Source organism: Ensifer adhaerens (assembly GCF_028993555.1).
Taxonomy (GTDB): Bacteria; Pseudomonadota; Alphaproteobacteria; order Rhizobiales; family Rhizobiaceae; genus Ensifer; species Ensifer adhaerens_I.
This window is the reverse complement of record NZ_CP118611.1, coordinates 972,069-996,111: the sequence shown is the minus strand read 5'-3', so window position 1 is coordinate 996,111 and position 24,043 is coordinate 972,069. Positions and strand designations below refer to the sequence as shown.

Sequence of the window (24,043 nt, the reverse complement as noted above, 5' to 3'; positions counted from 1 at the left end):
TTGTCGGAAATCCTTCAAAGGCATCATAGGATGCTCGCTATGCCCTCAACCGTAAATGCCAGATCCGTGACACGGAATGTCGGCTGGAGCGTCCTTTCAAAGACAGGTACTTTCGGGCTGAAATTTGTCACCGTGCCAATTCTGGCGCGTATCCTGACGCCGGAAGAGTTCGGGACGGTGGCTGTTGCGCTGACCGTCGTGCAGTTTCTGGCGATGATTGGCGGTGCCGGTCTCGCCTCTGCATTGATCGTTCAGCGCGACGAAGACATGGAGCTCATCCACTCCGCTTTCTGGGCCAATCTCGCTGTTGCGCTTTTGATGGCGCTGGCACTTTTCGTCTTCGCCGATCCGCTTGCGAGCCTGCTCGGGGCACCCGAAGCGGGTTATCTGCTCCGGATTATGAGCCTTTTGATCCCGCTTCAGCTCGGTGGAGACGTCGCCTATTCACTTCTCGCCCGGAGGATGAATTTCAGCAAGGACGCGGTCTGGACCATGCTCTCCGAAACCGTCGGGGCGCTTGTTGCCGTCGTCGCCGCCCTTCTCGGCTTCGGCGTCTGGTCCTTGTTGGCGCAGCTTTTCGTCTCTGCTTTCATCCGGCTTGCCGGCCTCTATGCGGTATCCGGCTATCTGCCCCGGCTCGTCTTTTCCCCACGCCGCGTTCTTACGCTGAGCCGGTTCAGTTTCGGCATGATGGGATCGGAGATTGCCAATTTCGTCACCTTCCAATCGCCCATGGTTGTGATCAGCCGGTACCTTGGGCTCTCCGACGCGGGCGCCTATTCGGCCGCGAACCGCTTCTCCAGCATTCCGAACCAGATCGTTCTTTCAGCCGTCATGGGGGTGCTGTTTCCCGCCTTCAGTCATATGGGCGAAGATCGCCAGCGGCGATCACAAGCGCTGATGGTGAGCACGCAGGTCACGACCGTGCTGTTGGCACCGATGATGTTTGGCCTCTGGGCGCTCGCGGAACCTGCGATGCTCGTGCTCTTCGGCCGACAATGGGCAGCGGCCTGGCCGGTTCTTGGGCTGCTTGCGTTGTCAAAGGGGCTTCTGACGCCCTGCAGCACCTACGTCCCCTACCTGAAGGGGATCGGCCAGGGGACCATCCTCTTCTGGTGGGCTATCATCCGCGCCGCGATGACGACCGCGGCTGTCGCCTACGGGGCAATCGGCGGTTCGCTCGTGGAAGCGATGATTGCACTCTGCATCGTCAACCTGGCGACGCTGATCGGATATTCCTGGGTGGTGTTTCGGGCCGATCGCCTGCCGTTCCTGCGCGGCTTCCTGATCTCGATCAGGCCGATGATCGCGGCATTCGCCATGGCTGTCGCCGTCAGGCTCTTGCTGGACTTTTACGGCGCGCTTGTGCCGAGCGCTGTTCTCCAGGTGCTGATTGGCACGGCAATCGGTGGGTCGATCTATCTCTTGTTGATGTTGCTCATTGAGCGCCCGTTGTTGGCGAAACTCTACGGCATGATCCGCAACCACGGTGCCGCTCGAGCCGCGCCCGCGGCAGCAGAATGACCGATTTTAGCGGCCGAAAACTGCCTCACCCTCGCCGCATTTCGGGGCGGCTGGCGCCTGTGTTGGCCGTTTGTCGCATGACAAAAGAGAAAAATAGAACAATTTTGCCGCGAGCCATAGCGCGAGACACAAGTAAAAGCATCAGCAAATAAGTAGCTGATAATATTCCGCAAGCGCCGATGGCATAGGCTTTTTTGCCCGGCATCGGCGCACAAATGGGCAAACATTCCTAGAATACGGGGGAAGCTGAATGTTGCGTCGCAACAAAGTGCGACCGATTCGTTTGTTGCGGCGCCATATTTTCATCCGTGCCCGGGCCTAGCCTTTAGCACAATGAATGCGGGCTCTGGTCTGCTCTGTTGAAACGGTCGCCTGGAAATGGCGCTGGCAGATAGGGGTGACGGACATCGTGGATGTGAACGCGAACATCTCGTCGCGGATCAATCTGATGCGCATCGTGCTGATCTCCGGCATCGTCTTTGTGCATGTGCCGCATGATCCGGCCACGAGCCCGTATGTCGGTACCTATGGGGCGCTCGACTGGCTGCGCGTCTTTCTTGGCGACAGCCTCTTTCGTGTCGGCGTCCCGTGCCTCAGCGCGATCTCCGGCTATCTCTTGTTTCGCCGTGGCATCGACAGCTTCGACTACGGCAAGACGCTCAAGACCAAGGCCAGAACCGTCCTGTTGCCCTTCCTCCTTTGGAATATCGCTTTTCTCGCGTTGGCCTTCATTGCGCAAAAAAAGGGTATCGGCTTCGGCTACTTGCCGGATGTCGTGGACGCAAACGTTCGCGAATGGCTGAACCTCGCCGTGGCGCTTGAGGATCTGCCAATCAACGTTCCGCTCTACTTCCTGCGCGACCTGCTGCTTTGCATCGTGCTCTCACCTGTCTTGGCTTGGCTGATCAAGCGCTATCCAATGCCGACGCTCGCAGTACTGTTCGCCTATGCCGTGCTGCCGCTGCCAAACGGCATCTTCCTGAAGAAGTCGATCCTCTTCGGCTTCAGCGCCGGCATCTATATGAGCCTGCATCGCGTTGACGTTCGCAGCCTCGATCGCTTTTCGTGGGCGATCACGATTGCAGTCTTTGGCGCCTCCCTGCTGCTTTCGGTCGTGCTCTATCAATATGGACCCGACTTCCCGGTCTGGGTCGACATGCTGCGCAGCCTGACTGCGCTGTCCGGCATCCTCGGCTCCTGGGCCGTTTCCGAACTGCTGGTTCGCACGCGCTTCGGCGCATCTCTTGCGCGCGGCGGCGGGCTCAGCTTCTGGATCTTCTGTACCCACTATCCGCTGCTTGTTCTTTTCTGGATGATCTGGAACCGCACGGGCTTTGGATACTACCCCGCCTTTTACTACACGGTTCCGTTCATCACGATCGCAATCCTTGTCGCCGCCTACGGCCTTGCCGGTCGCAGGCTTCCGAACCTGACCGCAATCCTGACCGGCAGCCGCGCTTCCGCCGCCCGCGGCGCAATTGCGCGGCCGGCGGAAGCGCGCGCCGAACTTTCATCACAGCAAAGGACCTGACCATGAGATCTTCTGGACCTCACTGCCTCGCCCTGTTGAGCCTCCTCGCTATTGGCCTTGCCGGGCCAGTAAAGGCCGAGGCTACAGCAGAGGCAACGTCCTTCATCGACAACTTCGACACCCTCGACACCAGTATCTGGTACGTCTCTGACGGCTGGAACAATGGCGCCCATCAGAACTGTACCTGGTCCAAGAAGCAGGTGAAGGTCGAGAACGGCATAGCGCACCTCTCTTTCACGGAAGGAAAGCTTGGCGAGCGCAACTACGCCTGCGGCGAAATCCAGACACGCAAGCGCTTCAGCTACGGGACCTACGAGGCCCGTATCAAGACGGCTGACGGTTCCGGGCTGAACTCGGCGTTCTTCACCTATATCGGCCCGGCCGACAAGAAGCCGCATGACGAGATCGATTTCGAAGTCCTCGGCAAGAACCCTGCAAAGGTTCAGATCAACCAATATGTCTCTGCCAAGGGCGGCAACGAAAAGCTTGCCGACGTGCCCGGCGGCGCCAACCAGGGCTTCAACGACTACGCCTTTGTCTGGGAGAAGGAACGTATCCGCTACTACGTCAACGGCGAACTTGTCCACGAAGTGACCGATCCCGCAAAGATCCCAACCAACCCGCAGAAGATCTTCTTCAGCCTTTGGGGAACCGACACGCTTTCGGATTGGATGGGCGCCTTCTCCTACAAGGGACCATCGACAATGCAGATCGACCGGATCGCTTTCACCGCGCCGGGAGACAAATGCCAGTTTGCCGAGTCGGTCGCCTGCCGAACGAACTAAGCGGCACTCCGAAGCCGCATCCATAGGCGACGCATTCAAACCACGAAACGCAATGTTCTCCATGCTCGGCTTCGGCCGGGCAGAAAACCGGGTATTCATGCTGCAGGTACTCTATTTCGCACAGGATCTTGCCGACCCCGCCGTTCGCCGGCGCGTCCTGATGCTCCTTGCCGGGGGCGCAAGGGTCAAGCTTGCCGGGTTCCGGCGCAACGCCAACCCGCTGGCGGCGATCGAGGGCATCGAGCCCATTGAGCTCGGCACGACACATGACGGGCGTTTCGCCCAAAGGATCGGCGCGATTGCCAGGGGATGCTTTTCACTCAGGCAGGCGCTGCGCCATGTCGAGCGCCCGGACGTGATCATTGCGCGCAACCTCGACATGCTCGCGATCGCCAGGAAGGCTCTCAGTGTCTTCGGCGGTGACGTACCGATCGTTTACGAATGCCTCGACATTCACCGCCTGCTATTGCGCCCCGACATCGCGGGCAAGACGTTGCGGGCAAGCGAGGCGTTTCTCGGGCGTGATGCCCGGCTACTGATCACCAGTTCTCCTGCCTTCGTCGAGCACTACTTTCGGCCCCTGTCCGGCATCTCGGCGCCGACCATGATGCTGGAAAACAAGGTTCTCGAACTCGACGAGACCACGGCTCGACCGCTGGTTCCGGGCGCAACGCCTCCAGAGGATGGCCCGTGGCGGATCGGCTGGTTCGGGGCACTGCGCTGCCGCAAGTCACTGGCACTTCTGTCGGCGTTTTCCCGCAGGATGGAAGGACGCTTCGAAATCGTAATGCGCGGCCGGCCCGCCTATTCCGAGTTCGACGACTTCGAAGGCTTCGTGCGCAACGAACCCTTCATGCAGTTCCATGGGCCCTATCGCAGCCCCGAAGATCTTGGCGCCATCTATTCCGACGTGCACTTCACCTGGGCGATCGATTTCTTCGAGGAAGGCCAGAACTCGAAATGGTTGTTGCCGAACCGGCTCTATGAAGGCTGCCGCTTCGGTCGGGTTCCGATCGCGCTGCGCGGTACCGAGACGGCCCGCTTCCTGGCCATCCGTGGCCTCGGCATGCTGCTCGAGGAAGCGGCGCCGGAGGCTCTCGGCGCCCTGCTCGGCTCGATCGAACCCGAGCGCTATCTCGAGGCATCGGGACGGATCGCGACTTGCGCGGCTGATACCTGGATTTTCAACCGCAACGACTGCGAAAACCTTGTGCGCCGACTATCGGCGGTCACGTCGGCGGCTCCGCCGCGGATCGCGCCGAACCTTTCCCCAACTCCCCAGAAGGAAGGCGGATTGTCATGACCGAAAACAGGCTGGCTTCGACACGAACCCTTATCGTCATTCCCTGCCTCAACGAGGCCGAGCACCTAGAGGGTCTGGTTGAAGGACTACTGCCGGCAGCGGCGCGTCTCAACGGCGCCATTCTGATCGTCGATGGCGGCAGCACGGATGGCACGCGCGAGATTGCTGCCCGCCTCGTCAAGGCGAATGCCCCGATTCTTGCCCTCGACAATCCCAGGCGAATCCAGAGCGCAGCGATCAATCTTGCCGTCGCCGAACACGGAGCATCGTTTAATTACCTGATCCGCATCGACGCGCACGGGACCTATCCCGACGATTACTGCGAGCGCCTTGTCGAAGAGGCGCTCGATACCGATGCGGACTCCGTCGTCGTCGCGATGCAGACGGTCGGCTTCACGCCCTTCCAGAAGGCGACGGCCTACGCCCAGAATTCCAAGCTCGGCAATGGCGGCGCCAAACATCGGCTGGGCGCCACGAGCCATTGGGCTGATCATGGGCATCACGCGCTGATGCGCATCTCCGCCTTTCAGGCGATCGGCGGCTATGACGAAATCTTCAGCCACAACGAGGACGCCGAGTTCGACTACCGCTTCCGCCAGGCCGGCTATCGCATCTGGATGACCGATCGGACGAGCATGGTCTACTATCCACGCGCCAAGGTCGGCCCACTTTTTCGCCAATACTTCGGCTATGGACGCGGGCGCGCGCGCAATGTCCTGAAACATCGCGCCTGGCCGGACCTGCGGCAGCTTCTGCCGCTCGCCGTGGCACCCGTCGCGATTGGCGCCCTGCTCGCTGTCATCAACTGGCTCGCCGTCGTGCCGGTGGCGCTCTGGGCCGCGGCCTGCATCGGCTACGGCATGTGGATGGCCCTCGGGCAGCGGAACCCCTACGGCCCGCTTGCAGCCCTTTCGGCCATGGTGATGCATTTCGCCTGGTCGGCCGGCTTCTGGCGCGAGCTGCTTGCCTTGCGAAATCGGAGGGTGACGCCATGACCGAAACGCTCCTTCGAAAACATATCGATATAGCGGTGTGCACCTTCCGCCGTCCCGAACTTGCCGAAACGCTGCATTCGCTGGCGCTCATCACGGTACCCGCCGACGTCGACATCCGCGTCATCGTTGCCGACAACGATACGACCCCGAGTGCCGAGGCGCTGGTCAACCAGATGCGCCCGACCATGCCCTTCGAAATCCTCTACGTGCATTGCCCGGCGTCGAACATCTCGATCGCGCGCAATGCCTGCCTCGACAACAGCGCCGGCCACTATCTCGCCTTCGTCGATGACGACGAGACCGTGTCGAGAACTTGGCTTCTGCAATTGCTCGATACGGCTCTTACGACCGGGGCCGACGTCGTGCTGGGCCCGGTTCACGCCGAATACGCACTATCGGCGCCGAACTGGATGCGGCGCGGCGACTTTCATTCGACCCGGCCGGTGTGGGTCGATGGCGAAATCCGCACCGGCTACACCTGCAATGTCCTGCTCGATCTCACCCGCCCAGTCCTCTTCGGCAGGCGCTTCAACCTGGCGCTCGGCCAAACCGGCGGCGAGGACACGGAGTTCTTCCGCCATATGCATGCGGCCGGCGGACGCCTCGCCTATGCCGCCGATGCGCTGGTCTTCGAGACGGTTCCCGAAAGGCGCGCGCGCCTTGCCTGGCTCGCCAAGCGTCGCTTCCGCTCCGGTCAGACCCATGGGCGCCTGTTGAGTGCAAGCGGCCAACCCGGCAGGCAGATGGTGGAAATCGCCCGCGCGATGGCCAAGTCCGGGTATTGCGCTGCTGCCAGCCTGCTTCTTCTTGGATCGACCGTCGCCCGCTCGCGCTACGCGCTGCGCGCCATCATGCATGCAGGCGTCGCCAGTGGCCTTTTGGGCGTGCGCGAACTCCAGCAATACGGGGCTGCGACCGCCTGATGACGCTCCCCGCACCCAAGGTCAGCTTTGTCGTCGCAGCCTATAACGCCGCGGACACGATCCGGCGCGCTATCGAGAGCGCGCTGGCCCAGGAGAATGTCGATCTGGAAGTGATCGTCGTCGACGATTGCTCCACAGACGACACTTGTGCCGTGGTCGAAGAGATCGATGATCCGCGCGTGCGGCTGTTGCGGCTTGCGAAAAACCGTGGGCCCGGCGGAGCGCGCAATGCCGGGCTTGAAGCCGCACGTGGCGACTGGGTCGCCATTCTCGATGCCGACGATACGATGAGCCCCCGACGGCTCTCCCGCATGATCGAGCTGGCGTCGTCGGCGAGCGCTGAGATTGCCGTCGACAACATCGACGTCGCGAACCTCGACGGGCGCATCGAGCGGATGTTTCCCGAAGCCCTGCTCGAACACCACCGGATGCTGACGCTTGCAGCCTTCATACAATCCAATGTGCTTTTCCGCTCGACTTACAATTTTGGCTACATGAAGCCGATTTTCGAGCGCCGTTTCCTGGAGAAGCATCTCCTTCGCTTCGAGGAAACCATCCGGATCGGTGAAGACTACATCTTGCTGGCGTCTGCGCTCGCGCATGGCGGACGTTGCATCGTCGATCCCTCGGCCGGCTATTGCTACCACATTCGCGAGGGTTCGATCTCCCGCGTGCTCGAACGTTGCCACATCGAGGCGATGATCGCAGCCGACAGGGTCTTCCTCGCAAATCACTCGATCGATCCCGAAGCGATGACTATGCAGCGTCGCCGCGACAGGAGCCTGCGCGAGGCGCATGCCTTTGTGCGTCTCGTCGATCATCTGAAATCCAGATCGTTGGTTGGGGCCACCCTAGTGGCTCTCTCCAACCCCCGAGCGCTTCGGCACCTCAGGATGCCGATCGCCGTGCGGCTGCGCCGTTTGCTTACGCCATCCGCACGATTGAAGTCCGCCACTTCGACGGTGGCGGCTGAACGATCCACCTCGGGCAATAGCCCTCACGCACGTAAAGGATAAAGCTATGGACCGTATCAGGACCGTCAGGAAAGCTGTGATCCCGGTCGCCGGCAATGGAACCCGGTTCCTCCCCGCGACAAAGGCGATACCCAAGGAGATGTTGACGATCGTCGATCGTCCGGTCGTGCAATATGCGGTCGATGAAGCCCGCCAGGCGGGCATCGAGCACATCGTTTTCGTTACCAGCCGCAACAAGCAGGCAATCGAGGACCACTTCGACGACACGCCGGAACTCATCTCGTCGCTGACCCGTTCCGGCAAGGATGCCCAGGTTTCCGAGTTGGAGGAGATGCTGCCGCGCGCCGGCTCGGTCAGCTTTACGCGACAGCAGGCACCGCTTGGTCTCGGCCATGCTGTCTGGTGTGCGCGCGACGTGATCGGCGACGAACCCTTCGCGCTGCTCCTGCCCGATATGCTGTGTCACGGCCAGCGTGGCTGCATGGCTGGTCTGGTCGATCTCTACCATCAGACTGGCGGTAACGTCGTTGGCGTCGAACAATGCGCCCCGGAAGATGCCTCGAAATATGGCATCGTCGGTAAGGGTGCGACCGTTCCCTACGGTTTCAAAGTCACGAAAATGGTCGAAAAACCACGTGCCGGCGAAGCACCGTCAAATTTTTATCTGAACGGACGCTACATTCTTCAACCGGAGATCTTCGACATTCTCGCCCATCAGCAACGCGGTGCCGGGAACGAAATCCAGTTGACCGACGGGATGCTGAAACTCTCGCAAAATCAATCGTTTCACGCCCATCCCTATGAAGGGCGCACCTTCGACTGCGGCTCAAAGGAAGGCTTTATCGCTGCCAATGTCGCCTTTGCGCTCGCGCGCGCAGATCTCGGCGACACGGTCTATGCCTCGGTCAAGGACATGGTTCTGTCTCATGAAGGCCGCATCCGCGCGGCATAGAGCTGGTTTGGCGCCTCTTTCGAAAGAGGCGCCAGCCGTCGAACCAAAAAAGGGAAACGGACAGAGCGACCCAATGAATCAAAGAAGTCTCCCCTTCAACAGCGTCGTGCCGCGGGAAATGGAGGAGCCCGATAAATTCATCGACCTTGATCGGCTTTTCTCGGTCATTGTCCGCCGCGCCAGGCTGGTTGGCGCGTTCGTCGTGCTGTTCCTTGCGCTTGGCGCAGTCTATCTCGTGTTTGCGACGCCGTTTTATACGTCGATGACGCAGGTTCTCCTCGACGAGAACCTCTCGAAGTACGCCGAGGAGCAGGCGACGCCGCAAAACAGCCAGCTGCTCGACACCCAGATGGCGAGCGCCGTCGAGATCCTGAAATCCGGTGAACTTGCCTTGCGGGTCGTCGACAAGATGAAGCTCGACGACAACGACACGGTCCTCAATCCGCCGCGATCGCCCTTCGGGGTCGTGAAGGATTGGCTGAGGTCCGTGACCGGCATTTTTTCATTCGGCTCAGAGATCTCGGAGGAGGCTGCGCGCAACGGCCGGCGCCAGAAGGCGGCCGCACTTATCCAGCAGGGGCTGGCCGTCGAGCGCGTCAACAGAAGCTCCGTCATTTCGCTTGCTTACCGCTCAAGCGACCCTCAACTCGCCGCAGCCATCGTGCGCGGCTATGCGGATGCCTATCTCAACGATCAGCTGAACGCCAATTTCGATGCAACGGAGCGCGCCTCCGTCTGGCTGCAGGAGCGGCTTGCCGATCTCAAGCAACGCTCGCAGGCCGCTTCGCTTGAGGTCGAGAAATACCGCAGCGAGAACGGCCTGACGCTTGCCCGCGGCGAACTCATGTCCGAACAACAACTGGCGGACCTCAATAGCCAGCTCATCATCGCACAAGCCGACACGGCTAGCGCATCGGCGCGCTTCAAGCAGTTCCAGGCGATCGTCGACCAGGGGCCCGAAACCGCGGTCAAGAACGCCACGATTTCGGCCAAGGAGGGCGACAACTCCGTCATCCGAGAGCTGCGCACCCGCTACCTTGCGGTCAGCAAGCGCGAACAGGAAGTCACGCAGAGCTTCAGTGCCGACCATCCCCAGGCAGTGTCGCTGCGCAAGGAGAAGTCCGATGTCGGCCGGCAGATCTTCCAGGAGCTGCAGCAACTCACAGCAAGTTACCGCAACGAATACGAGGTCGCCCGATCGCGCGAGGCTTCGCTTCGTGAAAACATCGAAGGCACGACCGGCCGCAACTCGGATGCTAACCTTTCACTGGTGCACCTGCGCGAACTCGAGCAGAAGTCGGCAGCGCTAAAGACGCTCTATGAGACCTACCTGAACCGCTACGAGCAGGCCTCGCAGCAGCGATCCTTCCCGATCGCCAAGGCCCGGGTGATTTCCACGGCTGGCGTTCCGACCTCGCCATCCAGCCCGAAGAAGACCCTGGTGCTGGCACTTTCGGCAGTGCTGGGCATGATGGCAGGTGGCGCGTTTGCCGCGTTCCAGGAATTCCGCGAGCGAACCTTCCGGCTCGAAAGCGACGTGCGCTCGATCCTCGGACATAGGTCCTTCGGCTACGTTCCGCTGATCGGTCCACGTCAACCAACCACAACCGACCGGGTTCGCGCGCGGCTGATGAAGGGCAAGATGCCACCACCGACGACACAGGCCGCGATACCGTTCGAACGGGTCAGTCGCATCGTGCTCGACGCGCCACGCTCATCCTTCGCCGAGACCTTTCGCAACGCCAAGCTCGCCTGCGACCGGATGCTGCACGGCAACGGCTCGCGGGTGATCGGCATCGTTTCGGCCGTCCCGGACGAGGGCAAGTCGATCATCGCGGCCAACTTTGCCGCCCTGCTCGCCGCGAGCGGCAAGAAGACGTTGTTGATCGACGCCGACATCCGCAAACCGGGGTTGAGCAAGATGATCAACCCGCCAGCAAAGACCGGCCTCGTCGAAGCGCTGATTGGCGAATCCTCCTGGCCCGCCGGCATCAAGATCGACCAGAAGACAAAGCTGGCGATCTTCCCGGTCGGCGGGGAAGCTGGGGCAAAGAGCGAGCCCTATGACAGCCACGAGCTGCTCGCCTCGCCGGCGATGGCAGACCTCATCGAGAATGCCCGAAAATCGTTCGATTACGTGATCGTCGATCTCGCAGCACTCGCTCCGGTGGTCGATGCCAAAGCGTTCTCGCCGCTTGCAGATGGCTTCATCTATGTCGCCGAGTGGGGTCGAACGCCGTCGCGCCTGGTGCGTGACCTGCTCCATTCCGAGCCGCAGATCAACAGCAAGATCCTCGGCGTGATCCTCAACAAGACGGACATGGACGAACTGGCAAAGTACAGCGACTTCGGTGGCCCCGAGCATTATCGCCACCGTTTCGAGAAGTACTATGTCGAAAACTCCGCAACCTATCGCAGGACCGAGGCGGCCTGAGGCATCCTCCCCCCCGCCAAACTGAGAAGCCTCGGACAGGAGGCGGTTCGAGGCTTCTCAAAATGGATGGTAGTGGCTTGCAGGCTTGGGAATGTCATCCACCGATCGAGCGACACCCCCCCGCATCCCTACACAATGCCGGTCGCAACGTGTTGGCGCAAGCTGCCTTGCTTCACGCGCACGTTTCACGAAAGCGACAGCGCCTACGCTCAGTTGAGTATCGGCTGAGGAAAATCATGATTCCAGACGAAATTGCCGCAATGGCCTGGATGCTTTCAGCCCAACACCTGGCACGCGGACAACGTGACCCTACGTTGATGGTTGCGGAGGCGATTGCGTTAGAGCGGCAACGCTGTTTGGACATTGCCACTGAATGCTGTGGCGAAAACAGCGACATCGCCAGAGAGATACGATGCACTGGCAGTTAAGGCACATCTTTCCGATCGGCAAACGCCGAGGTTAAGTGGCTTTCATATCCTGACGCCGTTAGCCGTGAGGTGCAGTCCTATGATCGACTGGAACCACGTGCGCCCGGTGAGCAATGCACCGGCAGGAGGCGCACAGGCGACGATTTGAAAGGAAACAGCGATCGACCTCAATCCTTCCAGAAGAGCGGCGTCAGGATGACGAGCACCGTCAGGATTTCCAGGCGGCCGAGCAGCATCATAACCGATAGGAGGTAAAGGGCGGGGTCCGACAAGGTCGAGAAATTGCCGGCCGGCCCGATGATCGGCCCGAGCCCGGCGCCGACATTGGAGAGCGCCGTGGCAACGGCGGATGCGCCCGTGATGAGATCATAGCCGATCGCGCCCATCGCCAGGCTGCCGAACGCCCAGATGAACATATAGGCGGTGAAGAACATGAAGACCGCGCGCTGGACATCGATGTCGACGAGGCCCTTGCCGTAACGCACCGTGTGCACCGCATTCGGATAGATCAGCTTGAAGAGGCCGGCCCGAATGGAATTGAAGATAATGATGAAGCGGTAGGCCTTCATGCCGCCCGCCGTCGAGCCGGAGCAACCGCCCATGAAGGTTGCGGCGAAGGCAAGCGCAACGATGAACTCCCCCCACAACATGTAATCGTCACTGGCAAAGCCCGTCGTCGACAGGATCGACGAGACCGTGAAGAACCCGTGCGCAAGCGCATCGCTCGCAGCGACGCCATTGGCTAGTCGCTGATAGAGGCTTGCCGCCAGCGCAAGCACGGTCAGATAGGACAGGAAGACGATGATCTGCGGATCTTTCAACGTATCGAGGCGACCACGTACGATGAAGAGAATGAGCACCGAAAACGGCAGGCTGCTCAAGGTCATGAAGAACGTGGCGACCCAGAGGATCGGCACGCTCTTGAAGTAGCCAAGCGACGCGTCATGGGTGGAGAAGCCCCCTGTCGCGATCGTCGACATCGCATGGTTCAGTGCGTCGAAGCGGCTCATGCCGAGATAGGAGTAGATAATCGTGCAGGCAACTGTCAGCACCACGTAGATGAGGATGAAGGCGCGCGTGAAGGTGACGATCCTGGCGAAGGGTTTCTCGGTCGTATCCGAGGATTCCATCTTGAAGAACGACATGCCGCCAACACGCAGGTAAGGCATGACGAAAAGCCCGAGCGCCACGATCCCGATACCGCCCAGCCAATGCAGCAGCGAGCGCCAAAGCAAAATACCCGGGGGAGCAAAATCGAGACCGGTGATGACCGTCGAGCCCGTCGTGGTGATGCCGGAGACGGATTCAAACAGGGCCTTGGCGAAATCAAGGTTCAGCGATGAGAACCAGAAAGGCACCGCACCGACGAGCGAGATGACGACCCAGAGCAAGTTGACGACGAGGAAACCCATCTTGCGGCTAAAGGGTGGAGGACCGCCCTGCGTCGCGGCGATCGTCAGGAGCGATATCCCCCCGGTGATGAAGGCCGAAACAGCAAAGATCCGCCAATCCGGATGCCCATAGAACAGGTCGACCGCCGCCGGAAGAAGCATCGCCAGCGACAGGTAGAAGGCTGCCTTCGCAGCGATGTTGATCGCGGACTGGTAGAGAGTTGCATGCAACGGTCGACGGGCCTCAGTGCGTTGTCCCGAAAGCCCGAATCGACTTTTGGGATAGGCAGCCATTCAATCTGAAAGACGCGCGATTCGCACCCGCCACGCCTGACACACTCGTCGGGCATCGAATATGCGCCATGTCTTGTCGTATATTCTGCGTACGTCTTCACTGCCGGCGGAGGGACGAGCCGCTGCAAACACTGGTGCTCTGCGGTTTCCACAGCCGTTCTGCGGCATTTTGCCCATTCAACTCTAACTCACGAAAAGATCAGGGCTTTCGGGCGCGACAAGTCATCACCTTGACTTATTTCGGCGTGTAAAGCCTGCTTCATCCATTCCACACGTAACTTTGAGCACGACCGATGACACCCGCCCGTTTCACCCAATGCCTTCTCGTTCTTCGTTGGACGCCGATCAATCTGGCGAGCGCCCTCCATTGCAACCTGGCGTGGATCGAGGCGATGGAGACCGGCGAAGAGAAGGTGCCGGACGAACTGGCGAACTGGCTCGAGACGCTGGCGCGGGCCCACGAAGAGCTCGGCATCCCCGTCACCTACCGCGGCAAGGGCTTGGAGCCGGCGGCCAGCCGTACGGCGCGCCGCTGACGGACGCGGTCGGGCATTGATCCAATAGGCACTCTGCGCAGTGGGGTTTAGTTATCCCTTGGAGTGATGGCCAAGGCACCAGCCGGGCTGAGCGTGCCGCACCGCCAGAGCCGATAGGCCTGCTGCGTGTCCCAGTCATAGTAGTATGCCGCATCCAGTCGTTTGGCCCTGGCCATATCGGAAAAGACGGTGCGCATCGCGGCCATCGCGCCTTCGCGCTGGCTGTCGTCGACAGGACAGGTGCGCGCGGTGTTTGCGATCCCCCACTCCGTCACCCAGCATGGCCGGCCGCTTTCCGCCGGCTCGCAGAATTCGAGGAGCTTGGTGACGACGGATTTGATCGCTTTCGGATCCTTGCGGGCGGGGTAGATGTGAATCCCATAGGCATCGACATGCTGGTCCATTCCTCGTTCCCGCAGAAGTGTTATCACCTCAGCCGGATCGATCCGCTCCATGCCTTGTCGGTCCGCTTCCTTGGCGCTCATGTCGGAGAGGCCGGCAGAAACGATGACGGCGTCGCCGCTCTTGGCACTTTTACGCACCTCGTCCCGGGTTATCTGGAGCACCTCGATGTAGCGGTCGAGGCCTTCTTCGAAGGCTGAGCGATCCGTGAGATCGGCAACGGTGCGTGGCGTCTGCTGCCCAGGCTTCGGATAGACGGCAAGGTCGCCGTTATAGCCGGCAAGGTTGATCTCGTTTCCAGGCTCCACCGCTTCGAGGCGAACACCGAGCCCATCCAGCCGCGTGAGCGCTTCGCGAAGGCCCAATCGGTATCGGTCGAGATCCAGATCGGACAGGCGGTTGATATCCCAGATGCGTCCCTGGCCGCTCCTCGGCCGAACCGCATCGGCATAGTAGCTTTTGTTCGAAAGCTGGATTTCAAGCAGGATATGCAGTCCCAATCGGCTGGCCATGGCGACCGCCTCAATGCTCTTTTCGACCGGCCGCGACAGGGAAAGGCGCACATGGGTGGCGCCGCTACCGGCGATCTCCTTGAGCACGCGCTCCTGTTCGGCCTGATCGAGCCAGGCGAGGTTGAGCCGATTGACGCCGTAGCGCGCTAAAGCCGCGTCTTCGGCCAACGCTGGCGATGCGCAAGCGATTGCCGCCAGGCAAAGCTGGCCGGCAAGGAGCAGCGCCCATGGCGCTGCTCTCATCCTGCGGCGATTAGATGCCAACCTGTTTGAGCGCACTTTGGAAGTTCGCCTCGCATGCCGAGTACCGCTCGGTGACGGCTTGTGCATCGATCTTGGACAGGAAGTTGGCAAGATGGGCGCGCTTGTCGCCTTCACGATTCCACACGCTCGCCTCGATATAGGGGAAGCCGATGAATTCAAGCATTTCCCGCATGCGGTCGTCGACGGCAATCATCAACGACGGCGTCCCCGCCTGCATACCGATGACGCAACCGTGGAACCGCCGGCCGATGCAGAGATCTCTCGACGACGACCAGGCGCGCCACTGGTTGGTGTCGAAGAACACCATGAGTTCGTTCTCTCTTTGCCACTTCTCCTGGTGCTTGTACTCGGTCTTGCCGGTGATGCGTCCGCTCGAGCGGTCATAGACCGGCGCGTTGTCGTCGACGGGAAGCGTCAGGTTATAGGCAACGACCTCGTCCTGGATAACGTAGCTTGCGACACTATCGGGCTTCAGCAGCGCGTGGGCATCGACGATCGTGTCGGCGACGCTGCCGAGATATCCTCCGAGCGCCAGCTTCTGGGCCGATGCCAGGTCCGCGTTGGCAAGAGACGTCAGCGAGCGTCGCATCTCGTTCGGTGCGAAGAAGAGCGACGGGCAGCCGGTCGGCTTGACGAACTTCATGCCCTCGGCCCTCAAGAACTCCGCGGTAAAATAGCCACGGGTCAGGAAGAAGCTCTCCTTCTGCTTCAACACCTCGAGGAACCGCAACGTGCCGGCCGGCAGGTTCTCCTTGAGCCCTTCGCGCTTCTGGATGCCGATGCCCATCACCAGCACGGGCATCTTCAGTTTCTCGAATACATCGGCTTCGAGATCGGCGGAATATCCCGGGCGCAACAGGTTCGCCGAGGCGAACACGCACATGTCGAATTCCTTGTTCAGGGCATCATAGACATCGTTGGCGCCGCGGCTGTTGACCAGGTGCCAGAAGGGCACATAGGTCACGTCATGTCCGCGCAAGGCGTAAGCTGCGCCCTCGCCGATCAGGTAGTTACCGGTGTTGGCGATCTTTTTGACCTGGTCGATCAGTTCCTTCTTGCTTCGGATATCGTCGAAGTAGGGCTTGTGATGGACCGTCGCACCGGAAACACGCGAGACGGTACGCTGGAGATAGGACGGGATTCCGGTGAGCAGGATACGCATCGATACACCTGGTTTGTGGGCTGGCCGACTAAGTTGACAGAAAGCGAGTGCGGGATGAGGAGGCGTCTGTGCGGTCTTCCTCATCCCGCCCGAAAGTTATGGAAATGACCGCATTCGTGCCTCGGGTGGGGCGCACCCGAGGCGTCAGCGATTTATTGGCCGATACCGATTTCGCGCAGCACCGAACGGAAATTGCGTTCGCGATCGGAGTAGCGATCCACCAATTCGGATGCGTTCAGCCCGGCCAGATGGCTGGCGACGAATTCCGCCCGGTTTTCGGCTTTTTCGAGTTCCTGCACCTCGACCGACGGCAGGCCGGTAAAGCCCAGCATCTCGCGCATCCGGTCGTCGACCGCCACCATCAGGCTCGGCACACCCGCCTGCATGGCGATGATCGAGCCGTGGAACCGTCGACCGAAGTTGAAGTCCATGTGCGAGGCCCAGGCGCGCCACTGGTTGGTATCGAAGAAGGTGCGCACGTCGAACGGCACCTTCTGGCGCTCAGCGCCCGGAAAGGCGAGATCGCCAAGCATTTTACCAGAGCAGGAATCGAAAACTCTGCCATCGGCATCGGGCTCGACCTTCATGTCGAAGTGCAGGAATTCGTCCTGGATGACGTATTGCGGCTTTGCCCCCTCGGGGTTCAGCGCAATGGCATCGACGATGCAATCGTGATTGGCACCGAGATAACCCGAGAAGATCGTCTTTGCCTGGCCGATCTTGACGTTTGGCAGCTTCTTCATCGACGCGCGCATGTTGTTCGGTGCGAAGTAGACGGAGGGGCAGCCGGTCGGTCGAACGTATTTGAAGCCCTGGTCCTTCAGGTAGCCGGCCGTCTCATAGCCGCGGGTCAGGAAATAGTGTTCACGGTCCTTGAGCACGTCGAGCAGCCGCTTGGTTCCCTCCGGCAGGCCGGTTTCCAGGTCCTTGCGGTTCTGATGGCCGATACCGAGCATGACGATCGGCATCTTGAGCTTGCTCAACACATCGGCTTCGGCATCCGCCGACAGACCCTTGCGCAGGAGATTTGCGCAGGTGAAGACGCAGATGTCGAAGTTGTTGTTGAACTCGTCGAAGCCGCTGCCGTTCTTGTGGGCGTTGTAAAGATGCCAGAACGGGATCTGCTTGGCATGCGGAGCGATGGCACGCAGAGCTCCCTCACCGATCAGATAGTTGCCGGTGTTGCTGATGTTGCGAAGCTCCTGAAGAAACTCGTCCTTCGATTCGGGCTGTTTCTGCCGTTCCGAATAGGAAACCGACAGGCCATTCGCGCCATTGGCGAGGCGCGTATAATGACCAGGAATGCCCGTCAGGAGGATTCTTGGACGCATGCGTAAGTCCCTTCTAGTTGAAAAGTCGCCCGGCGCGCTCAAACTGCAGCTGCAACGCCGGTATTGGATGTCTCACGCACACGAATGACCTTGGCGCGCGAAAGAGATGAATTGCTCACGGAGGTGTCGCACCAGCCAAGGAACTCCGCGAAAGAGTTGGGCCAGGCACGGCGCGCCGCCGTTCTGAGGCAGCCTTCCATGATGGGGGCGAGCAGGTTGCGGTCACGGGCGACCTCGGTGATCGCTTTCACCATGTCCCGCACCACCTGCGGGTCAGAGGGTGCGTCGATCAGGATGCCGTCCTCACGGTCAACGATGAGTTCGTCGACGGCCCCGACGGCGGTCGCGATCGGGACGCATCCAAGCTGCTGCGCTTCCGCGATCATCAAAGGCGCACCTTCCCAGCGCGACGGCATGACCAGCACGTCTGCCCAACCGAGCGCCTTGATCAGATCTCGGCTGGCAAAGACTGGCGGGCGCACATCGACGCCAAGCTCCTTGAGGCGGTCCGTCCAGGAGAAGCTGGCGTCGGCGAGAATCTCGCCGCCGATCGCCCGCGCGTCGAACAACACATGTGCCGCGCGCAGCTCGGAAATCGTCGCAGCGAGCCGGTCGATGCCCTTTTGCTGGTCGAGGCGGCCCATGTAAAGAAGCCGCAACCGGTCGTCCTTGCGTTCGATCCGCCGGACCTGCAACACCTCTGCAAGCACCTTGGGCGGCACGGAGAAGCTTGCACCGTTCGGAACGGCAAAGATCTTCTCGAGTGGAACGCCGAAGCTGTGCAGATAGAACTTGAGCTGTTCCGAGCAGGTCAGGAAAGCATCGTAGCAGTGCTCGTGCGCGATCGCTGCAAAAGGCTGTCCAGCCGGCCGCTTGAACGGCGTGTTGTCGACGACATGCAGGTAGCACGCCGTGCGCGTGCCTTCGGACCGCAGCCGGGCGATCAGCGGATGCATCGCCATGACGTGGTTGTTGATGACGAGATCGAAGCCCGAAAGCTGGCCCTTCAATGCGCCCCAGTCGACCTCGTGATGTTCGGCGATGAAGTCCTGTCCCAGGAACGAGCCGGAACCGCCCCAGGCCGGAATGCCCTGATCCCAGAAATGCACGTAGTCGAAGCTCGCGTCGAATTCGTCGATCACGTCCATCCGGCTGGTGCCGAGCACGAACAGGTGCGTCTCGTAACCCGCGGCGCGCAACTCGCGGGACGCAGCATAGATAACTTTTTCGGCGCCACCGAAGGAGGCGTTCGGCACGAGTAGTGCTGCCGTCTTCTTTCCGGCCTCGCTGTGCCCGAGCGGCAGCACCGGCGAGCCGCCGATCTCCGTGCGCAGGGCTTTATGCAAATCGGAATAGGGCATGAGCCGCGGCGGGCGCCAGGTCCAGCGGCGGCCGGCGGTGCGGCGCAACGGGCTGGTGGCGATTGCGTTGACGCAATTGATCATCACCTGTTGCGGGGTGATGAGCGTGCGGCGCGGTAAAGCCCTCGGGAACGGGAAGCGTACATTGAGGACCGCCGATGTCGGCCAGACCTGCTGGCTGCCGATCGAGGCGAACCAGTCGAGCGCATTGTTGCGAATGACGTCGCGCAGGAGCGCCGTCGAAATAAAGATGAGATCGGGCTGGCCGACGTGCTCGGATCCGGCATCGAGGAACGTCGGCTCGATCTTGCGTTGCGTGGCGTCGTTGCCGAGGTGGACGAAGACGACGTTTGCCTTCTCGCTCAACCGTTCCAGATGGCAAAGCACGTTCGGCAACATGCGCGAGCGCAAGAGCAGATCGATCGTCGCGCCGCTGCCGGCCATCACGAATGGCGGAAAGTGCACGTTGTCCGGCTCGCCGGTGTTTGCCCAGAAGGCCGGAATGATATCGTCGAGACGCAACCTCTTCGGCTGCTTGGTCGGATCGGTGAAGAACGAGATCGCAGCGTCTTCGGTGCGCGCGAAGAGATAACGGGGGCACTCCTCGTGTTCGAAGTCGACGAGCATCGGCCGCTGGAACAGCGCCCTGTGGCGCTTCCTGAGGAAGCTGACGGAGGTCGCACGGTCGCGGTTGGCTTCCTTGAAGCGGCTTTCCGCCCGCAGGCGATATTCGAAGGTCGTCTCGTGGCAAGGCGTGCCGACGAAGCCGTGCTCCACGCAGGAAAGCCAGAACTCCCAGTCCTCGAAACCGTTCTGCCGGTCATCGTTGAAGCGAACGCCCGCCCGAAAGACGTCGATGGAGATCATCGAGCCGGTGTCGCAGATGTTGTCGGTGATGCAGTGAACCAGCCTGGAATAGTGGTTGCCATAGTGCGCCCGCCAGCTTACCGAGAAGGTATCAATGTTGGTATAGACCCAGCCCGCGCCGCTTTCACGCAGTTGGCGGTAAAGGGTTTCGATCGTGCCCGGCAGAACGCGATTGTCGGCATCGAGAAAATAGACGGCCTTCGCTTCGGGCAGGTTTTCGAGCACATAGTCGATGGCGCGATTACGTGCGCCACCCGGCCCCGCATTGCGGCCGAAGACCACATGGATGTCGGGATAAGCAGCGGTGAACAGCAGTAGTTGATCGAAGGTCTCATGCCGCGGGTCGCCGTCGACCGAGACGACGATGGCGATCCGGCAATCTGAAAGCGCCGAAGCCAGTGCGGACTCGATTGCCTCGAGTGCCAGTGCCGCATGCCCGTAAAGCGGCATGGCAATCGCGATCAGGTCGCGTGGATCGCTATTGCTGAACATGAGACGCACCACCCGACTGCTTTACCATCCGGAAGCCCGATACCTTTAGCCAGGAAAAATCGACGGAGTCGGTCACTGCCCGACTGAGGATCATCAGATCCATGGGCTGACGCACCGGCTCGTCTAATTGGAAGTTGATGTTGATCGGCTGCTGGTTCGTGACCTCGCGCCATCCGCTGAAGAATGCGGAAGGCTTGACCGAGCCCTTGCGGGCGAGTTCGGCGACTTCCGAGCGTGGGTTCGAATTCGCTGGAGCGAGCAGGAAACTGACGGCCGCTGGCGCTCCCTTCGGGTGATCGACGATGGCGCTTGCTGAAAACGATATGGTTCCCGGCTCAATCGCGCGACCGATCGCGCCGGCCGACACACCGCTCGCCAGCGGATGGCAGACTACTGCGTTGTCGTGCTCAAGGAAGCGTACCGTTTGAAACTCAGGAACGACCGGGGTGACGGAGACGTCAACGATCTGGCTGAGCAGATCCACCGACAGCCGGTAATCCTCGATGAAGTGACCGTCGAGCAGTGCCGTCGGCGCGATCATGTTGGGCATGCGTGTCGGCTTGACGCCGGGAAGGCCCGTGTAGACGCGAAACGCGAGCGGACGCAGATCAAGGTCTGCGTGACGCGTTTCTGAGCGTGCCGTGTAGTGCTCGCTGGCAATGGGGTAGCCGAGCGAAAGGCCAATGGTTTCCGAGCCGGTCGTCGACACCCTCACCCGCACGGTTCTGGCACCGCCGCCGCAGGTGCGCGGCAAGGCGAAGAAGTTCCAGGTTGGAACCAGCTGTGAAAACGGAACGGACCATTCCGCAACGCCCTCGCCGCTTTCGACATAACTGAGGACAACGACCAGTTCACCACCGTCTCTCGGAACGGAATTGAAGTGGAGCGCGATGCCTGCGACGCCATGACTGGAAACCGGCAGGAGCTGCTCGACAAAAGCATTGGCGATCAGATGGCCGATGCCTTCATCCTTGGGGTCGACATAGGGATCGTGCGCAAAGACCTCGGTGACCGGCTCCCAATTGCGGGCCTGGAAGGCGTCTTCGAGCGCACGATAATTTTCGAGCAGCGTTTCGCGCTCGCGGCGCAACAGAGCAAGTTCCGACGTGATCGCACTCGAAAATCGCGCAAGGCGCCCGACACCGCCATCGACCAACGCCTGAATGATGGCGGCACTTTCTGCCGCGGTGTGCGCACTCAACCGCTTGACCGGGAAATCCGGCACAGTGCCAAGCGCACGCAAGGACACGAGCCTTTCCGCAAGGTCCTCCTCCCCCTCTTTCGAGAAGGCGAGCCCGATCAGCGGGAATACGTTTTCGAGAGTGGTCTGGGCCCGATCGCCCGTGGGAAGGAAATGAACCAGGTGCTCGATGCCGCTACCTTCGACACTCGCCCTGTCATGATCAGATGCCACCACCAGCTTTCGCTTCGCCTGCGAATACCTCACGCCAGAAGACATCAACTCTTGCACGCGCCACCCTCAAATATGAACAAGTTCCCTCTGAAGTTGAATTCGCCGAAACGAAATACATCGGCGAATTCAAGATCATACGAGAAGCATATCAAGGTTATTTGCAGTGCACAATAAGTGATATTTGCGTTTTTCGTGAAATAATACTTCAGATTTTGAAGTATTATGCAGATGAAACCAGTGAGATATTAGAGGTAGAAGCACTGTTTGTCGCCTTGTCCAGCAACATCACCTGCCGCGCGATACAATCGCCCAACCGGAACCGCTGTTCGATCGTCCGGCGGGCAGCCGCGCGCATGTCGGTATACTTTTCCGGGTGACGCAACGCATCGGAAACAGCACCTGCGAGCGCGTCCGTATCGAAGAATGGCACAAGCACGCCGTTGCGTCCGGAACTCACGACTTCCTGCATCGGGGCCGTGTCCGACCCGATGACAAGTGCGCCGCAGGCCATGGCCTCCAGCACCGACCAGGAAAGAACGAACGGATAGGTCAGGTAGATGTGCGCCGCCGAAATCTGGAAGAGCTGTCGCAACACGGCATGCGGCACCACGCCCGGAAACAGGAACCTGTCGGCCGGCACATCCAGGGACTGAAGCAGGTGCTCCCGCCAGGAGCCTCCGCCAGGCGGCGGAGCGCCGTAGCTGACGCCATCGCCGCCTACGAACACGAAGAGTGCATCGGGATGTGCCCGCGCGACTTTCGCCGCTGCCGCAAGCGCCTGCGGAAAGCCGCGATAGGGCTCAAGATCGCGGGCGACGAACGTGACGATCGGCGGAGCGCCGGCCTTAAGCACCCGCCCATCGGGGAGCTTGAGAGAGGCCGATGCATCCGGTCGGAAGACGCGCGTATCGACGCCCTCATGGCAAACGGCGATGCGTCCGCGATGTTCGGCCGGATAGAGGCTCCTTTGCCAATGGGTCGGACTGATACCCCCATCCATCGCCTCCAGCGACAGGAGCTGGGCCATATTGCGCAGGCGCAGCCGCTTTCGCGTGTCCGAATCGGGCTGGTCGTCCGGGGCAAAACCGATGTCCGCCCCGTCAGCGCGATAGAAGAACTCGCAGTAGCCGAGCGCTGGAACGTTCGGCAGCACGTCCTTGACGAACATCATGCTGCCCCAGCCCGTGTGCCCGACGATGACATCGGGCACCTGGCCCTGCTTCGCCATCGCCTCAAAGGTCTCAGCGACCCGGTGACCTATCCGGACATGATGGTCCGGGACACTCAGATGCCTTGCCATTTGCGCGTTGGCCCGTGGCCCTGGCTCGGCTCTGTGGCGAACGACCCGCGTGGACGGAATCCGTTGATCCACGGTTTCCGTCACCAGGGTCACTTCATTTCCGGTTTGCGCCAAATGAGCCGCGAGCGCGGCGAACTGGCAGAAGCCGCGCCGGTGTACAAATGCTACGTGCATGTTCCTAGCCTTTTACCGATGAAAGGACAGCGTTCGCGCCGCGGCTCAGATGCCGTAGCGCGTCGCATTCCCCCAAACCAGCTCAAGCCGGTGCAGCGTTTGAAATGCGGTTTCGAGATTGCGCCGGTCCTGCTCACCGTGGCTGAGCACCCGCTCATAGGCACCGGCAGCCTTCCTGAGTGATTCGCAGAGCTGCCTGCCTTTTTCCGAAAGCCGAATGCGCGCCGAGCGCCGGTCACGCTGCGATGCAGCCCGGTCGATATATTCCCCATCGCCCAGTTGCTTCAGATAGTAGGACACGTTGGAACCGACATAGTGGCCGCGATCCAAAAGCTCGGCCACGGACACTTCGGCATCGCCAATCGCGAGCAGGACCATGGCTTGCGCCGGGCCAATGTCGTCGACACCAAGCTTCGTCAACTCGGCGCGCAACAGGCCGGTAAACCGCCTGCTTGCTCGCTCCATCATCCGCGCAAGCTCGAAATAGCTGACCATGGAGGCTTCGCTCTCCTGGCCAATATCTTCGTGTTCAGCGGCACCACCAACTGCGTCATCCCCGGGGCGGATGGCAACAGCGCCGCCGAAATCTGCGAACGGATAGAGAATCTTTTGATTCATCCCTCTCTCCAACTAAGCATTACTACAATATTCAAAAACTACTTCAAATTTTGAAGCAATTTTTGGCCCCCTTTAC

At 60.7% G+C, this 24,043-nt stretch carries 18 protein-coding genes; 10 read left to right on the top strand and 8 right to left on the bottom strand.

What is annotated here, in order from left to right:
* Window positions 1–39 precede the first annotated feature (39 nt).
* The 9 genes from PWG15_RS24890 to PWG15_RS24850 all read left to right on the top strand — a co-directional run bounded on the left by PWG15_RS24890 (window position 40) and on the right by PWG15_RS24850 (window position 11,421).
* Window positions 40–1,524, top strand: a complete 1,485-nt coding sequence (locus PWG15_RS24890) for a lipopolysaccharide biosynthesis protein (RefSeq protein WP_275026755.1) — start codon at window positions 40–42, stop codon at window positions 1,522–1,524.
* Between the two features lie 409 nt (window positions 1,525–1,933).
* Complete coding sequence (locus PWG15_RS24885) at window positions 1,934–3,055, top strand: acyltransferase family protein (protein WP_425536831.1); 1,122 nt, start codon at window positions 1,934–1,936, stop codon at window positions 3,053–3,055.
* 2 nt (window positions 3,056–3,057) lie between these two features.
* Complete coding sequence (locus tag PWG15_RS24880; protein ID WP_425536811.1) at window positions 3,058–3,840, top strand: endo-1,3-1,4-beta-glycanase ExoK; 783 nt, start codon at window positions 3,058–3,060, stop codon at window positions 3,838–3,840.
* Window positions 3,841–3,937: 97 nt separating this feature from the next.
* Complete coding sequence (locus tag PWG15_RS24875) at window positions 3,938–5,143, top strand: glycosyltransferase family protein (protein WP_275027199.1); 1,206 nt, start codon at window positions 3,938–3,940, stop codon at window positions 5,141–5,143.
* On the top strand, window positions 5,140–6,138 hold the full coding sequence (locus tag PWG15_RS24870; protein ID WP_275026753.1) for a glycosyltransferase family 2 protein: 999 nt from the start codon (window positions 5,140–5,142) through the stop codon (window positions 6,136–6,138). Before PWG15_RS24875 ends, PWG15_RS24870 begins: the two co-directional genes overlap by 4 nt.
* Window positions 6,135–7,061 carry a glycosyltransferase family 2 protein gene (locus PWG15_RS24865; protein ID WP_275026752.1) on the top strand — a complete coding sequence of 309 codons (927 nt, stop codon included), beginning with the start codon at window positions 6,135–6,137 and terminating at the stop codon, window positions 7,059–7,061. Before PWG15_RS24870 ends, PWG15_RS24865 begins: the two co-directional genes overlap by 4 nt.
* Window positions 7,061–8,077: a glycosyltransferase family 2 protein gene (locus tag PWG15_RS24860; protein WP_275026750.1), complete on the top strand. Its 1,017-nt coding sequence runs from the start codon at window positions 7,061–7,063 to the stop codon at window positions 8,075–8,077. The genes PWG15_RS24865 and PWG15_RS24860 overlap by 1 nt, the downstream gene beginning before the upstream one ends.
* A 4-nt stretch (window positions 8,078–8,081) precedes the next feature.
* A complete protein-coding gene (locus tag PWG15_RS24855) occupies window positions 8,082–8,987 on the top strand; it encodes a UTP--glucose-1-phosphate uridylyltransferase (protein WP_275026749.1) in 906 nt (301 codons plus the stop codon).
* A gap of 73 nt (window positions 8,988–9,060) precedes the next feature.
* A complete protein-coding gene (locus PWG15_RS24850; RefSeq protein ID WP_275026747.1) occupies window positions 9,061–11,421 on the top strand; it encodes a succinoglycan biosynthesis protein ExoP in 2,361 nt (786 codons plus the stop codon).
* 595 nt (window positions 11,422–12,016) lie between these two features.
* Here the strand turns inward: PWG15_RS24850 and PWG15_RS24845 are convergent.
* Complete coding sequence (locus PWG15_RS24845; RefSeq protein WP_275026745.1) at window positions 12,017–13,471, bottom strand: TrkH family potassium uptake protein; 1,455 nt, start codon at window positions 13,469–13,471, stop codon at window positions 12,017–12,019.
* Between the two features lie 356 nt (window positions 13,472–13,827).
* On the opposite strand from PWG15_RS24845, the gene PWG15_RS24840 reads away from it, so the two are divergent.
* Window positions 13,828–14,070 (top strand): hypothetical protein, encoded by a 243-nt coding sequence (locus tag PWG15_RS24840; protein WP_275026743.1) that lies wholly within the window; start codon window positions 13,828–13,830, stop codon window positions 14,068–14,070.
* Window positions 14,071–14,117: 47 nt separating this feature from the next.
* Here the strand turns inward: PWG15_RS24840 and PWG15_RS24835 are convergent, their stop codons facing one another.
* From PWG15_RS24835 to PWG15_RS24805, 7 genes are all read right to left on the bottom strand, one after another.
* Entirely contained in the window at window positions 14,118–15,227 is a 1,110-nt protein-coding gene (locus tag PWG15_RS24835; protein WP_275026742.1) for a glycoside hydrolase, read from the bottom strand.
* Between the two features lie 10 nt (window positions 15,228–15,237).
* The gene (locus PWG15_RS24830; protein ID WP_275026739.1) at window positions 15,238–16,410 is read right to left on the bottom strand and encodes a galactoglucan pyruvyltransferase; all 1,173 of its coding nucleotides are present in this window, start codon (window positions 16,408–16,410) and stop codon (window positions 15,238–15,240) included.
* Window positions 16,411–16,562: 152 nt separating this feature from the next.
* On the bottom strand, window positions 16,563–17,741 hold the full coding sequence (locus tag PWG15_RS24825) for a polysaccharide pyruvyl transferase family protein (RefSeq protein WP_275026734.1): 1,179 nt from the start codon (window positions 17,739–17,741) through the stop codon (window positions 16,563–16,565).
* A 38-nt stretch (window positions 17,742–17,779) separates the two neighbouring features.
* Window positions 17,780–20,461: a glycosyltransferase gene (locus PWG15_RS24820; protein WP_275026732.1), complete on the bottom strand. Its 2,682-nt coding sequence runs from the start codon at window positions 20,459–20,461 to the stop codon at window positions 17,780–17,782.
* Window positions 20,448–21,920: a DUF6212 domain-containing protein gene (locus tag PWG15_RS24815; protein ID WP_275026731.1), complete on the bottom strand. Its 1,473-nt coding sequence runs from the start codon at window positions 21,918–21,920 to the stop codon at window positions 20,448–20,450. The genes PWG15_RS24820 and PWG15_RS24815 overlap by 14 nt, the downstream gene beginning before the upstream one ends.
* Window positions 21,921–22,095: 175 nt before the next feature.
* Window positions 22,096–23,349: a glycosyltransferase family 4 protein gene (locus PWG15_RS24810; RefSeq protein WP_275026730.1), complete on the bottom strand. Its 1,254-nt coding sequence runs from the start codon at window positions 23,347–23,349 to the stop codon at window positions 22,096–22,098.
* Between the two features lie 45 nt (window positions 23,350–23,394).
* Window positions 23,395–23,967 (bottom strand): MarR family transcriptional regulator, encoded by a 573-nt coding sequence (locus PWG15_RS24805; RefSeq protein WP_275026728.1) that lies wholly within the window; start codon window positions 23,965–23,967, stop codon window positions 23,395–23,397.
* Window positions 23,968–24,043: the final 76 nt, after the last annotated feature.

Excerpts from the sequence above, each read along its gene's own strand:
- PWG15_RS24870 (WP_275026753.1), top strand. The coding sequence starts at position 5,140 with ATGACCGAAAACAGGCTGGCTTCGACACGAACCCTTATCGTCATTCCC.
- PWG15_RS24820 (WP_275026732.1), bottom strand. The coding sequence starts at position 20,461 with ATGTTCAGCAATAGCGATCCACGCGACCTGATCGCGATTGCCATGCCG.
- PWG15_RS24890 (WP_275026755.1), top strand. The coding sequence starts at position 40 with ATGCCCTCAACCGTAAATGCCAGATCCGTGACACGGAATGTCGGCTGG.
- PWG15_RS24810 (WP_275026730.1), bottom strand. The coding sequence starts at position 23,349 with ATGCACGTAGCATTTGTACACCGGCGCGGCTTCTGCCAGTTCGCCGCG.
- PWG15_RS24880 (WP_425536811.1), top strand. The coding sequence starts at position 3,058 with ATGAGATCTTCTGGACCTCACTGCCTCGCCCTGTTGAGCCTCCTCGCT.
- PWG15_RS24805 (WP_275026728.1), bottom strand. The coding sequence starts at position 23,967 with ATGAATCAAAAGATTCTCTATCCGTTCGCAGATTTCGGCGGCGCTGTT.
- PWG15_RS24860 (WP_275026750.1), top strand. The coding sequence starts at position 7,061 with ATGACGCTCCCCGCACCCAAGGTCAGCTTTGTCGTCGCAGCCTATAAC.
- PWG15_RS24865 (WP_275026752.1), top strand. The coding sequence starts at position 6,135 with ATGACCGAAACGCTCCTTCGAAAACATATCGATATAGCGGTGTGCACC.
- PWG15_RS24840 (WP_275026743.1), top strand. The coding sequence starts at position 13,828 with ATGACACCCGCCCGTTTCACCCAATGCCTTCTCGTTCTTCGTTGGACG.
- PWG15_RS24850 (WP_275026747.1), top strand. The coding sequence starts at position 9,061 with ATGAATCAAAGAAGTCTCCCCTTCAACAGCGTCGTGCCGCGGGAAATG.
- PWG15_RS24825 (WP_275026734.1), bottom strand. The coding sequence starts at position 17,741 with ATGCGTCCAAGAATCCTCCTGACGGGCATTCCTGGTCATTATACGCGC.
- PWG15_RS24815 (WP_275026731.1), bottom strand. The coding sequence starts at position 21,920 with ATGTCTTCTGGCGTGAGGTATTCGCAGGCGAAGCGAAAGCTGGTGGTG.
- PWG15_RS24875 (WP_275027199.1), top strand. The coding sequence starts at position 3,938 with ATGCTGCAGGTACTCTATTTCGCACAGGATCTTGCCGACCCCGCCGTT.
- PWG15_RS24835 (WP_275026742.1), bottom strand. The coding sequence starts at position 15,227 with ATGAGAGCAGCGCCATGGGCGCTGCTCCTTGCCGGCCAGCTTTGCCTG.
- PWG15_RS24830 (WP_275026739.1), bottom strand. The coding sequence starts at position 16,410 with ATGCGTATCCTGCTCACCGGAATCCCGTCCTATCTCCAGCGTACCGTC.
- PWG15_RS24855 (WP_275026749.1), top strand. The coding sequence starts at position 8,082 with ATGGACCGTATCAGGACCGTCAGGAAAGCTGTGATCCCGGTCGCCGGC.